The sequence below is a fragment of the Brevibacillus daliensis genome (genome assembly GCF_021245735.1).
Classification (GTDB): Bacteria; Bacillota; Bacilli; order Brevibacillales; family Brevibacillaceae; genus Brevibacillus_B; species Brevibacillus_B daliensis.
In genome coordinates this window covers 63,720-76,633 of sequence record NZ_JAJISB010000020.1, presented here as the reverse complement: position 1 = coordinate 76,633, position 12,914 = coordinate 63,720, and the positions used below count along the sequence as shown (strand labels likewise).

The 12,914-nt window shown below is 43.7% G+C and carries 10 protein-coding genes; all 10 read right to left on the bottom strand.

Going from position 1 to position 12,914, the window contains the following annotated elements:
* Positions 1–11 precede the first annotated feature (11 nt).
* The 10 genes from spoVE to LM917_RS15160 all read right to left on the bottom strand — a co-directional run bounded on the left by spoVE (position 12) and on the right by LM917_RS15160 (position 12,791).
* Positions 12–1,103, bottom strand: a complete 1,092-nt coding sequence (gene spoVE, locus LM917_RS15205; protein ID WP_232698383.1) for a stage V sporulation protein E — start codon at positions 1,101–1,103, stop codon at positions 12–14.
* A 65-nt stretch (positions 1,104–1,168) separates the two neighbouring features.
* Positions 1,169–2,542, bottom strand: a complete 1,374-nt coding sequence (gene murD, locus LM917_RS15200) for a UDP-N-acetylmuramoyl-L-alanine--D-glutamate ligase (RefSeq protein WP_232698382.1) — start codon at positions 2,540–2,542, stop codon at positions 1,169–1,171.
* 1 nt (position 2,543) lies between these two features.
* Positions 2,544–3,509, bottom strand: a complete 966-nt coding sequence (mraY, locus tag LM917_RS15195) for a phospho-N-acetylmuramoyl-pentapeptide-transferase (RefSeq protein ID WP_232698381.1) — start codon at positions 3,507–3,509, stop codon at positions 2,544–2,546.
* Positions 3,510–3,544: 35 nt separating this feature from the next.
* Entirely contained in the window at positions 3,545–5,035 is a 1,491-nt protein-coding gene (locus tag LM917_RS15190) for a UDP-N-acetylmuramoyl-L-alanyl-D-glutamate--2,6-diaminopimelate ligase (protein WP_232698380.1), read from the bottom strand.
* Between the two features lie 112 nt (positions 5,036–5,147).
* Complete coding sequence (locus LM917_RS15185) at positions 5,148–7,067, bottom strand: stage V sporulation protein D (RefSeq protein ID WP_232698379.1); 1,920 nt, start codon at positions 7,065–7,067, stop codon at positions 5,148–5,150.
* 76 nt (positions 7,068–7,143) lie between these two features.
* Positions 7,144–9,375: a PASTA domain-containing penicillin-binding protein gene (locus tag LM917_RS15180; RefSeq protein WP_232698430.1), complete on the bottom strand. Its 2,232-nt coding sequence runs from the start codon at positions 9,373–9,375 to the stop codon at positions 7,144–7,146.
* A gap of 91 nt (positions 9,376–9,466) precedes the next feature.
* Positions 9,467–9,877 (bottom strand): cell division protein FtsL, encoded by a 411-nt coding sequence (gene ftsL, locus LM917_RS15175; RefSeq protein WP_232698378.1) that lies wholly within the window; start codon positions 9,875–9,877, stop codon positions 9,467–9,469.
* 122 nt (positions 9,878–9,999) lie between these two features.
* Positions 10,000–10,941: a 16S rRNA (cytosine(1402)-N(4))-methyltransferase RsmH gene (gene rsmH, locus LM917_RS15170; RefSeq protein WP_232698377.1), complete on the bottom strand. Its 942-nt coding sequence runs from the start codon at positions 10,939–10,941 to the stop codon at positions 10,000–10,002.
* A 9-nt stretch (positions 10,942–10,950) separates the two neighbouring features.
* Positions 10,951–11,382 carry a division/cell wall cluster transcriptional repressor MraZ gene (gene mraZ, locus LM917_RS15165; protein WP_232698429.1) on the bottom strand — a complete coding sequence of 144 codons (432 nt, stop codon included), beginning with the start codon at positions 11,380–11,382 and terminating at the stop codon, positions 10,951–10,953.
* Positions 11,383–11,531: 149 nt separating this feature from the next.
* Entirely contained in the window at positions 11,532–12,791 is a 1,260-nt protein-coding gene (locus LM917_RS15160) for an adenosylhomocysteinase (protein WP_232698376.1), read from the bottom strand.
* Positions 12,792–12,914: the final 123 nt, after the last annotated feature.

The following is a 12,914-nucleotide window of genomic DNA, read 5'->3' as shown; positions in this document are numbered from 1 at the left end:
ACAGTTGATTGTTATCTGGAAAAACGGGAGATATTAAGCAGTATTCCTACTTGTGTTAGCATCAGCGTAAGTGACGAGCCACCGTAGCTTAAAAATGGCAACGTTATACCCGTAACAGGAAACATTCCCGTAACTACGCCTACATTAATCGTAACCTGAATGCCAATCATCCCTATGATACCAAGGGCTAACAAATTGCCAAACAGGTCAGGAGCTGTGATCGCCACCCTCATTCCTCGCCATAGGAGCAGCAGGAATAATAGGAGTACCAACGTCCCGCCAACAAAACCCAACTCTTCCGCAATGATGGAAAAAATAAAATCATTGTAGGGCTCTGGCAAATAGGAAAATTTTTGTCTGCTTCCTCCCAACCCAAGTCCTAATAATCCTCCTGGGCCAATTGCATACAGGGATTGAATGATCTGATATCCCGAACCAAGTGGGTCCGACCACGGATCAAGAAAAGATGTAATGCGTGCCATCCTGTATGGTGCGGACAACACAAGACCAACAAATCCTACAAGTCCAAGCACAGCAAGTCCGGCAAAATGACTCACTTTTGCCCCTGCAGCAAAGATCATCAAAATGGCCATCCCCATTAATACACTACCCGTACCTAGATCTGGTTGTAACATAATTAATCCAAAACAAGCAACAGGAATCAGTAAGGCTGGAAATAATCCTTTGCCAAACAACACAATATGTTTTTGATTATCGGAAAGCCATTGGGCAAGAAAAGCTGCCACGCCGAATTTGGCAAACTCCCCAGGCTGGATACCGAATGAACCAAAACCTAACCAGCTTTTTGAACCATTTACTTCTCGTCCAATTACTAGTACTAACACCAACAACGCTAAACTGACGATAAATCCTGCTTTCGCCCATTTCTTAAATACCCAGTAATCCAGGTTCATCATCAAATACATGGAGACGATCCCCAGAATGGCAAAAATGATTTGCCGCTTGGTAAAAAAGTAGGGATCGGAGAATTTGTGTTGGGCAAATACAGCACTTGCGCTGTACACCATAACAATTCCGATCCCCAGCAAAAGAAGAGTTACAAACACAATCACAAAATCAGGGGCAGATCGTACCTTACTCATTCGCAAGCCATCCTTTCGTACGCCGTCCCCCTGACAACCGCGTACGCAGTGCAAAAGGGACTAGTTTATCTCGGCTTGTTTCTAAGTTTATGCACGCTGTCCTTAAACATGCTCCCCCTTACCTCATAGGAAGGAAACATATCCCAACTAGCACAGGCAGGACTTAGCAACACAACATCACCCGCTTCTGCGACAGATGCTGCTTTTTGAACAGCGCTATCCACAGTATCGACGGCAAATCTGAGTTCAATCCCTGCCTCTTCCGCTCTTTTCTGCAAAACAGTAGAGGTTTGACCAAAGGTAATGATTGCTTTTACATGTTTGTTAAACGATTCAAGCATTTCCATAAAATCAATTCCGCGATCAAGACCTCCAGCAATGAGTACCAATGGTTCTTTAAATGCCTCTATACCCCTGATAGCTGCCTCTGGATTGGTTGCTTTGGAATTGTTGTAATACTTAACACCAACCAATGTATCAACGAACTCCAATCTGTGCTCAACGCCGCTAAATGATTGCAGGACGTGCTTAATGGAATCATTATCTGCCCCAGCCAATTTACTGATCACGATAGCTGCCAAGGCATTTTCAAGGTTAAATTCTCCTGGTAGAGACAGTTTGCTTGCCTTCATGATGATTTCCTCATCACCTGTCTCGTCTTTATAACAAATCATACCATCTCTGACATAAGCTCCTCGATCCACTTCATGTCTTATACTAAAATAATAAGCTTTTGCCCGAATGTTTTTACACACGTTTATGACTCGCTCATGATCATATGGAATGACGGCATAATCTTCCTCTGTCTGATTGGCAAAAATTTTGCATTTAGCCTTGGTATACTCTTCCATTGAATGGTGATAATCAAGATGAGCAGGATATAGGTTCAGGATGGTAGCAATATGTGGTTTAAAAGTTTGTGTCCCCATCAACTGAAAGCTGCTTAATTCGGCTACCAAATACTGATCCTTTTCCATTTCTTCTGCTAGGCTACATAACACAGTCCCAATATTACCACCCACCACCGAGTCAACGCTTGCCGCATGCAGAATAAGACCTACCAGAGTGGTGGTCGTAGTTTTTCCGTTGGAACCTGTTATGCCAATTAACGGAGCACGAGAAAGACGATAAGCCAGTTCCACCTCTGTTATAACCGGAATGGAGAAGGTCAACGCCTGTTGAATCGGTTTTACTTCATATGGTATTCCCGGGTTTTTCACTACTAGTGAAATTCCTTCATGAATCAAATCATCAGGATGTCCGTCTGTAATTACTTTAATACCCAATGCTTCTAGTTCTTCGTAGCCATATGCTTCTTCTCTAGGCTTTTGATCGTTAACAATAACAGTTGCACCAAAGCGGTGTAACTGTTTTGCAACTGCCACACCGCTTTTCGCTAACCCGAGAACGACTACTTGCTTGTCCTTATACATGTCCATGTTAGTGTATCACCTCTAGGTAGACGCCTAATCCAGCAAACAGGATTCCTACCAGCCAGAAGGTTACAACGACACGCCATTCCGACCATCCAGACAATTCGTAATGGTGGTGAAGCGGACTCATTCTAAACACGCGTTTTCCTCTGGTTTTAAAGGATATAACCTGAATGATAACGGATAGGGTTTCAATCACGAATACAATTCCAATTACTGCAAGCAAAATTTCTGTTTTTGTCAGAATGGCAATACCAGCGAGTGCGCCCCCTAGCGCAAGTGAGCCGGTATCCCCCATAAATACTCTGGCAGGATGTGCATTAAACACCAGGAACCCTAGCACAGAACCCACAACAGCTGCGCTGAAGATAGCCGTATCCATGTTAGAAGCATTCCAAGCAATAATTGCATAGGCACCGAACGCTATTGCGCTTGTTCCTGCCAAGAGGCCATCGAGACCATCTGTCAGGTTCACTGCATTCGTACTTCCTACCAGCAAGAAGAGCAAGAACGGGAAATACATCCAGCCTAGATCAAAATCAATCGAGGTTCCTGGAATGGAAAGGACCGTGCTATGACCCATTTTTACTAACAACAAATAGGCAACAATCGCAAGCAGAATTTGCCCTGCGAATTTTTGCTTTGCTGTTAAACCCAGATTTCTCTTCTTCTTGATTTTAATAAAGTCATCAAGAAAACCGATTAAGCCATATCCGAATGTAACCACAATCAGGAATAGAAGCTCGGTATCCCATTGTGCAAATTTCAAAACGGTAAACAAGAGGGCAAGAACAATGATGGTACCACCCATCGTAGGCGTTCCTGCCTTTTTCAGATGAGATTGGGGGCCTTCTTCACGAATGCTCTGACCGAATTTCAATCGACGCAACATCGGAATAAACAGCGGTCCAATTAAAACGGCGATCAGAAAAGCTGCGAGTATTGTAATAAACAAAACATTATCAAATGGCATGCCCCTACCTCCTTCCCCAAACGGTAAAGATTGTTTTAGCTACGTGAGTTGTTTTTCTGTTGTTCATAGATGGCTTCCTTTGCAACTTCCCGATCATCAAATGGGAAAATCTGTCCTTTTATTTCCTGATACGTTTCATGACCTTTACCGGCAATCAGGATACAATCTCCAGCTTTTGCACGTCGAACTGCATGTGCAATCGCTTCTCTTCTATTCACAATGGTGATATAGCTACTCTCATTTACATCTGTTACGCCTGTTAGCATATCTTCTAGAATGGTTTCAGGTTGTTCGGAGCGAGGATTATCTGATGTAAAGACGCTGTAAGCAGCATACTTTGTTGCAATACCCGCCATAATTGGGCGTTTGGTTCGATCTCGATCCCCACCGCAACCTACTACACAAATAATCTCTCCCGAAGCGAATTCTTTCGCAGTAATGAGCGCATTTTCCAGACTGTCTGGCGTGTGTGAATAGTCTACAATCACAGCAAAATCCTGTCCGCACAAGACGGATTCAAATCTTCCGTTCACACCCTTGATCTCTTCTAAGCTAGCCTTGATGGAAGCAAGCGGTACACCTTCAATCAGGGTAGCAGCAATAGCGGCAAGTGCGTTATAAATATTAAATTTGCCCGCCAGCTTCATGTAGATATCACAGCTACCCGCATAAGTATCTACAGTAAAGCTGGTACCAGCCGAAGTCAACCGAATGTCGCGCGCGCGAATATCCGCTTCCTGCTCAATTCCATAGGTTAGGATCCGTACCGAGGTTACTTGCGCAAAAAACGCAGAGGTTTCCTCGTCTGCATTTAATACCGCTGTCTTGCACGTATGTTGATCATACTGGTTACCCAATTGTGAAAACAGCAGGGATTTGGCAAATCGATAGTTTTCAAAGGTTTTATGGTAATCCAGATGATCCTGCGTGATATTGGTAAAGATAGCAGTATGAAAATTACAGCCATGGACTCTGCCCATATCTAACGCATGCGACGATACCTCCATTATGGCATAATCCGTATCTACATCGCGCATGCGGCGGAAAGCTGATTGCAGATCCAGAATGTCAGGTGTCGTGTTCTTCGATGATACAACCTGGTCTCCAATTCGCATATGTATCGTGCCAATCAAACCTGTTCGTTTTTCATAGTCCGACAATATTTTATCAATCAAATGCGTGGTCGTCGTCTTTCCATTGGTCCCGGTTACACCAATCACCTTCAGCTCTTGTGTGGGAGACCCATAGAACCGATCTGCAAGATAAGCCATTGCCCGTCTGGAATCGGAAACATAGATAACCGTTCCATCCACATCAACCTCATTTTCGGCAAGTATGGCAACTGCTCCCTTTTCTTTAGCTGTAGCCGCGAACCTATGACCATCCACAGTGAAACCGTTTAAACAAATAAACAGGTATCCTGGTTTCACTTGTCTAGAATCAGCAGTGATTCCTTTTACTTCAACATCAGTCTCACCAATCACACGGCTGATCAGCAAAGGAGCAAGCAACTCCCGTAACAACATACAATGGCACCCCAATCTCCAACTAGTATTGACAAAAGATGTTTCATTTCAAAACAAATGGCTTGCAAAAGGAGGAGAAGCACTCCTCCCTCTACGAAGATATATTGTATAGCTAATCAGCCATTTTGTCACCAAGGTAGACACGAATTTTTGAACCTTCCTCCACCTTCACGCCCGGTGCAGGAGACTGTTTAATCACGTATTTACCCTTACCTGAGACTTCTAGAGGCATGGTATAGTAAGAGTTGGTAATTTCTTTCATCGTCATGTTTACCAAATTAGGAATCTCAACAAATTTCACGTCTCCATAGGCAATCTCCCTTTGAATGGTGGAAGGACGTTTTGTGACACCCAAATACGGTAAAGAAGACTCCAAAATATTTTTAACAACAGGTGCTGCAATCGTTCCTCCAAAAGCTTGTGCTTTTGGATTGTCTACAGCAACGTAAACGAGGATTTGCGGATCATCGGCAGGAGCGAATCCAATAAAGGAAACGATGTACTCGTTAGACAAATACCGACCATTCACAGATTTTTGGGCTGTACCCGTTTTTCCCCCTACTCGGTAGCCTTCAATATATGCATTATGACCTGTACCTCTTGCGACTACGCTCTCCAATGACTCCCGAACTTTCTTGGATGTTTCCTCGGAAATAACTTTGCGTATTTCCACCGGCTCAGTTCGCCCGACAACATCGTGGGTAACACTGTCTCTCCATTCCTTAGCGCTGTATGGCTTCATCAGTTTACCACCATTTATCGCCGCCGAAACGGCTGCCATTTGCTGGATAGGGGTTACCGATACCCCTTGACCAAACGACGTCGTACCCAGCTCCACAGGACCTACCTGACTCATTTTAAACAGGATTCCATTTGATTCACCAATTAAATCAACACCTGTCTTCTTTCCAAAACCAAAGTCCGTAATGTATTGGAATAATCTTTCTTTTCCCAAGCGCTGTCCCATCGTCACGAATCCCGGGTTGCAAGAATTCTCAACCACTTCAAGCATCGTCTCTGATCCGTGCCCTTGTCGCTTCCAGCAACGAAGAGGTACCCCCGCAACAGTTATATGACCAGGATCATAAAAACTCTCTTTCAGGTCAACGACGCCTTCCTGTAGTGCTGCTGCTAACGTAACGATCTTAAAGGTAGAACCCGGCTCATACGTTTTCCAGATGGGGAGGTTCCGGTTAAAAATATCTGGTGCATACTCCTGATACTTCTCTGGATGATAGGTTGGTCTCGACGCCATCCCCAAAATCTCACCTGTCTTCGGATTCATGGCAACCGCTAATATATCATCCGGCTGATAAGCAACCATCGCCTGATCCATCTCTCGTTCCAGAAAGGTCTGTATCTGCTTATCGATGGTTAAATACATATCCATCCCGTTTACTGGAGCTACATACTTCTCCGCATGACCCGGCATGGCTCTGCCACCTGCATCGGTTGGGAACGAGACATATCCAGAAGTTCCCTGTAATAGTTTATCATACATTTTTTCCAGTCCAGTTAGACCTTGATTATCAATTCCTGTAAAGCCAAGAACCTGTGCTAACAATGTTCCATTCGGATAAAATCGCTTTGAGTCATCAGCTACCATGATTCCTGGCAGCATCATTTTTTGAATTTGTTCTGCCTTCTCCTCTGATATTTTGCGCCCTCCCGGTACTCGAATCTGCATAGTACGAGTTGTAATCGCCTTATAGATCTTCTCTTCGCTTTCCTCCAGAATTACTGCCAGCTTAGCTGCAGTTTCTTCTGGAGTCGTTACCTGAGCTGGTACAGCTATTACAGAAGGTACAGTGGTGTTTTCTACTAGATCATCTCCATGACGATCCTTGATAATGCCTCGTTTCGCCTCAAAATTAATGTTTCTGGTCCATAGCTTGTTCGCTTCTTCTTGCAACCACTGACCCTCAAAGATTTGCAGATAGCCAAGTCGTGAAATAAGAGCCATGAACAAAAGGATTCCAAAAACAAGCGCAATAAAAATTCTGCGTCGTACCGTAGCATTGGATACCCGCATAAAAAACACTCCTCCCTGCGAATAAGGGTTGTCTTTCTTACCCTATTCCACTTGGAGAAGTGTTAGAACTTCTTGTCTACTGTTGATACTGTGGACTTAACTTAACCTGGATGCTTTCTTTTCCGGTTAAAGCTTTGCCCGGTTCTATATTTTGCTCTACGACATACCCGGTACCTGTGGCATTTACAGCCATCCCCATCAGGTGACTATATTCAAGGACCTCACGCATTGACTTTCCTTTGAAATCCGGCATTTTAAAAGCTTTAGCGCCATCCGTTACCACTACCAGCTTGGTTCCTGGTCCCACTTTTTCAAAGGCTGCCGGTACCTGATTTACGATTTTTTGACCCGAACCCATTACTTCCAGCTCCAAACCCGCCTCTTTCGCACGAGACTTAGCCTGTTCCGTGGTCAAATTAATCAGTTCAGGAGCCGTGATTTGTTTAACCTCAGATTGCTCAACGACTTCCGCTTCTTTTCGTAGTGCATTCAGGTCAGGAGTCTCTTGAAGGTATTGCAAGCTCTGCTGCATGACTGACTTGAAAATCGGTGCGATAATCGTACTACCTACCTCATAGGAAGGGATATTTACTGCAGGATCATCTACTACCACATAAACGAGAAGTCTCGGATTCTCTACCGGAGCGAACCCGATAAAGGAATAAATGTATTTACCATCCACAATCTTACCTTTGTCATTATACTTTTGGGCGGTACCCGTTTTACCGGCAACACTATAATGATCTAGCTTAAATGATCTACCTGTTGCACCTTCCTTATACGTTCCATCCACAACCGTTTGCAGGATTTCACGCGTCTCTTTGGCAGTTGCCTCCGAGATTGGTCTACCTACTTCCTTGGGCTCAATACGCTCCAGGACTTTACCAGAATGGGGATCAGTGATCTCTTTCACGATCATAGGTTGCATCAGCTTCCCGCCATTGGCGATCGCACTCACTGCTGCTACCTGTTGAATAGGTGTTACGGTTACCCCTTGTCCAATCGTTGTTACAGCAAGGTCACGTGGTGAGAACTTGTTCGGATTGGTAACGTTTCTGAGATTCCCTACCCCTTCTCCTGGTAACTGAATATTTGTTTTCTTCCCAAAGCCAAACGCATCAAAATAGTGAGCCATTTTTTCCTGACCTAGCTTGTCATAACCAAGAATAGCAAATAGCACGTTACTGGAGCGTTGTACCCCGTTTAGGTAAGAGATCGGGCCCCACCCCTCACGTCTATGGTCATAGATAGCAGGGCCAGACTTCCATCTTTTAAAACTTCCTGATTCAAAATGTTTATTTCTGGCAAAAACCCCTTCTTCAATGGATGCCGCCAATGTAATAATCTTGAATGTAGAACCAGGCTCAAACGTATAGCTGACCGCATAGTTGGAGTAGTTCTCAATGTTACGATAATCGTTAGGATCATGATGAGGACGATTGGACATCGCCAGAACCTCACCGGTATGAGGATCTGCTACGATTACCGTCATCCCTTTTGGTTTAAAATCCGCATTCACTCGATCTAACGCTTGTTCTACATAGCTTTGGATCTGATGATCAATAGTCAGCGTAATATTTTGTCCATCGACTGCTGGCTGGAAATCCACTTCACCATCAGGCAACTGATAGCCAGCTCCATCTTTAATTGTCTCCAACCTACCCGGTTTGCCCTTCAGTTTAGGGTCATACTGTTTTTCTATCCCCATTACAGCATCATTTTTGTAATCAAGAAACCCAAGTACATGAGCGGCATATTTGCCCTTTGGATAGAAACGGTTACTTACTTCTGATATCTTAATACCTGGCATTTGATTTTTCTTCGCACGTGCACCTGTATCAGGATTCATTGGGTATTGAATATCTAAGATCTTGTTTTTCTGATCTAGTGTTAGCTTACCTGCTTCAGGACCCAATTCAACCCATTTAGCATTTGGATTGCCCGTTAGACGGTTTAAGAGTTTTTCATAGGGTACATTCATTACGGCAGACAGCTTTTGTGCTGTCATCACTGGGTCTTGCACGTAATCATCCGAGTCAGGTTCACCTTTTGCATTTAGATTCGGTTTAACTTGTGCCTCTATTTTATATGCAGGTCCATCATATGCGAGAGCGATTCCATTGCGGTCGTAAATCGTTCCTCGCTTTTGATCAAGTGTCGTAGTACTGCTCCACTGAGCTTCACCCATTTTCATAAGCCGGTCATCATCTACAATTTGTACCCACCATAACCGTGAGATGAGTAAGAAAAAGCCAAGTAGAATACAAAAACCAACAAAAACACCACGTGACTTCATCCGTTGTTTCATTTTCACCAGGTTTCCCCCCTCCCCATGGAAGTCCTTTTATACTCCAGTTCTAAAAGAAAATGTTACTCAATGGCGTGAGTAACATTTTCGTCTAGTTTCTTGCCTGTTTTGTATTCGTTTCTCCCGTATTTCCAACAGATTTGCTTGTCATGATGCGTACAGATTCCATGTTTCGAACCATTCCCTGTTTCGCAGCCTCTGCTTCAATACGGTTTGGATTACGAAGTTCGTCCACTTTTAGTCTCATAGATTCAATTAGACTTTTATTATTAGCAATTTCGCCCTTTAGCTTCTGTATCTCATAGTTGTTTTGCGAAATGGCACTATAGCGCACACCAACAAACCCCGCAGCCGCAACCAACACACCGATAAGAAACAGGTATAGAAGCTTTTCACTTGTGGGGACTCCTGGTCTGACAACTACCGTTCTTTTTACTTTTTTTGAGGTTTTTGGCTGACGATTTACTTCATAAGCTAAATTCCCCCGTGAATAATAACTCACTCCTGTCCCTCCCTATGTATGTAAGGTAATTCTGGCAGCTAGCGCCCTCATCTACTTACTCAAGTTTTATCTACGATTTGTCATATGTCTCGCTTGGTTCGAAACTAACTTCAACAGTGATACTACAATTTCTCCGCAATTCGAAGTTTAGCTGACCTTGCTCGCGGATTCATTTCTAATTCTTCTTCACTAGGTAGAAGAGGTTTACGCGTAATCACCTTCACTATCGGTTGATTACCGCATGCACATTGCGGAAAAGCTGGTGGACACGTACACCCCTTAGCCTTGTCCAAGTAAGCATGCTTACAAATTCGATCTTCTAAGGAGTGGAATGTTATAACACTCACTCTGCCACCTGGATTCAAAATATCAATGGCATCCCCGACAGCTTCACGGAAAACATTCAACTCATCATTAACGGCAATCCGAATCGCCTGAAAAGTCCGCTTGGCAGGGTGCGGTCCCGTGCGTCTTGCTGCTGCTGGAATTGCTTCCTTAATGATCTCTACTAATTGCCCGGTTGTCATGATTGGTTCTTTTTCCCGGTGAGTAATAATATTCCGGGCAATTCTCCGGGCAAACTTCTCTTCGCCATACTCAAAGATAATTTTGGTAATTTCCGCTTCTTCCCACTCGTTCACAATATCGTAGGCTGATAGTGTCGCCTGTTGATCCATTCGCATGTCTAATGGAGCATCGCCATTGTAACTAAAACCACGCTCTTCCACATCAAGCTGTGGAGAGGAGACACCCAGATCAAACAGCACACCATCTACACCCTCGTAGCCAAGATCAGCTACGACTTCTTTCAAACTTAGGAAGTTGCTTTTTACCAAGATGACTTTATCGCCATATTCTTTTAATTTTTCCTTTGCATTCGCCAAAGCAACATCGTCCTGATCAATCGCAATCAGTCTGCCTTGCTCATTTAGCTTGGAGGCAATCAGAGAACTGTGACCAGCGCCTCCCAATGTACAATCAACATAGACACCGTCCGGGCGAATAGTAAGCCCTTCTACAGCCTCTTTTAACAACACAGTGATATGATGAAACAACTTCGTCAACTCCCGAATCTATAAGTTAAAATCTACGAGCTTTTCGGCAATCTCTCCAAAGGAGTCTTCCTGTGCCTCAGAATAAGCATCCCACTCGCTCTTGCTCCAAATCTCCACACGGTTCTGTACGCCAATCACAACGCACTCTTTTGACAATCGACCATGTTCACGCAGATGCGGAGGTATATTTACCCTTCCCTGCTTGTCCCACTCACATTCAGCAGCACCAGAAAAGAAAAATCGGGTAAAGGCACGAGCATCTGCTTTCGTAAACGGCAAAGAAGCCAGTTTCTCGGTTAATGCCTTCCACTCATCCATCGGGTAGACAAATAAGCAGCGATCAAGTCCTCGGGTAACAACAAAGGAAAGACCTAGTGAATCACGGAATTTAGCTGGGATGGTCAAACGGTTCTTATCATCAATATTATGTTGATATTCACCCATGAACATGACTTCAACCCCACTTCCTTTCACAAGTGTACCACTTTCCCCCACTTTTACCCACTTGTCGTATGTTTTTATTATAAGAAAAAAACCTGCCGTTTGTCAGCAGGTTTTTTTCTTCATATATTGATTTAATGTTACAGCGGTTTTCTTATCTATTCGACCCAGCTTTCCAGATACTCTTTTTGTTCTGGAGTCAGTTTGTCGATTGTAAATCCAAGTGCATCTAATTTATAGCGAGCTACCATCTCATCCAGCTCGTAAGGAACATTCAAAACTTTTTTACCAATTGCATCATAATTCTTACTTACATGCTCCAAGCCTACAGCTTGAAGAGCAAACGTCATATCCATAATCTCAGCCGGATGTCCGTCACCTGCAGCCAGATTAACCAGTCTGCCTTCTGCTAACAGATAGATTTTACGACCATCTTGCATGACAAATTCTTCGATATCTTTACGTACGACACGCTTGGATGTCGATAATTCTTCCAGCTCCACTTTGTTAACTTCGACATCGAAGTGACCAGCGTTAGACAAAATAGCGCCATCCTTCATTGCCTCATAATGGTTTTTGCGAATAATATCTCGGTTACCTGTTACAGTTACGAAATAATCTCCACGACTAGCAGCTTCATCCATAGACATTACTTCGAAACCATCCATGTATGCTTCAACTGCTTTGATTGCATCAATTTCGGTAACGATAACTTTCGCACCCAGACCTTTTGCACGCATTGCCACGCCTTTACCGCACCAACCGTAGCCTGCTACAACAACTGTTTTACCAGCAACAACCAAGTTAGTTGTACGGTTGATACCATCAAATACAGATTGTCCAGTACCATAACGGTTATCGAACAAATATTTGCAAAATGCATCATTTACAGCTACCATTGGGAATTCCAGCTTGCCTTCCTTCTCCAATGCACGCAGACGAAGAATACCTGTAGTTGTTTCTTCTGCTCCGCCTTTCACGTTCTCTAACAGATCACGGCGTTCACCATGCAGAATAGTTACAAGATCCCCACCATCGTCAATCAGGAAGTCTGGGCGTGTTTCCAGAGTTTTGATCAACAGTTCCTTATATTCTTCTGGTTCTGGATTATATTTCGCAAATACACGAATGCCATCCTCTACCAATGCTGCACAAACATCATCTTGTGTGGACAGCGGATTAGAACCGGTGATTGTTACTTCTGCTCCACCAGCCTGGATTACTTTAGCAAGATAAGCAGTCTTTGCTTCTAGGTGAAGGGAGATTGCTACTTTTTTACCTGCAAACGGTTTTTCAGCCTCAAATCTTTCCCGAATTCGGTTAAGTACAGGCATATGCTCACTCACCCAGTCAATTTTCAAATGACCATTTGGCGCTAATGCCATGTCTTTTACAATGCTTTCTTGTACTATAGTCATCTTGCTACAAGCCTCCTTACTGTAATGTACAACTATATGTGCTATCTTATCACAGCAACAGGCAGTGTTCATCATTTTAGGATGATTTTTTTGCCACTTTTAAAAATTTACAGTCTATTTTTG

What these genes read in the sequence shown, in the direction of transcription:
- spoVE (WP_232698383.1), bottom strand. Translation starts at nt 1,103, where the DNA reads ATGAGTAAGGTACGATCTGCCCCTGATTTTGTGATTGTGTTTGTAACT.
- murD (WP_232698382.1), bottom strand. Translation starts at nt 2,542, where the DNA reads ATGGACATGTATAAGGACAAGCAAGTAGTCGTTCTCGGGTTAGCGAAA.
- mraY (WP_232698381.1), bottom strand. Translation starts at nt 3,509, where the DNA reads ATGCCATTTGATAATGTTTTGTTTATTACAATACTCGCAGCTTTTCTG.
- LM917_RS15190 (WP_232698380.1), bottom strand. Translation starts at nt 5,035, where the DNA reads ATGTTGTTACGGGAGTTGCTTGCTCCTTTGCTGATCAGCCGTGTGATT.
- LM917_RS15185 (WP_232698379.1), bottom strand. Translation starts at nt 7,067, where the DNA reads ATGCGGGTATCCAATGCTACGGTACGACGCAGAATTTTTATTGCGCTT.
- LM917_RS15180 (WP_232698430.1), bottom strand. Translation starts at nt 9,375, where the DNA reads ATGAAACAACGGATGAAGTCACGTGGTGTTTTTGTTGGTTTTTGTATT.
- mraZ (WP_232698429.1), bottom strand. Translation starts at nt 11,382, where the DNA reads ATGTTCATGGGTGAATATCAACATAATATTGATGATAAGAACCGTTTG.
- LM917_RS15160 (WP_232698376.1), bottom strand. Translation starts at nt 12,791, where the DNA reads ATGACTATAGTACAAGAAAGCATTGTAAAAGACATGGCATTAGCGCCA.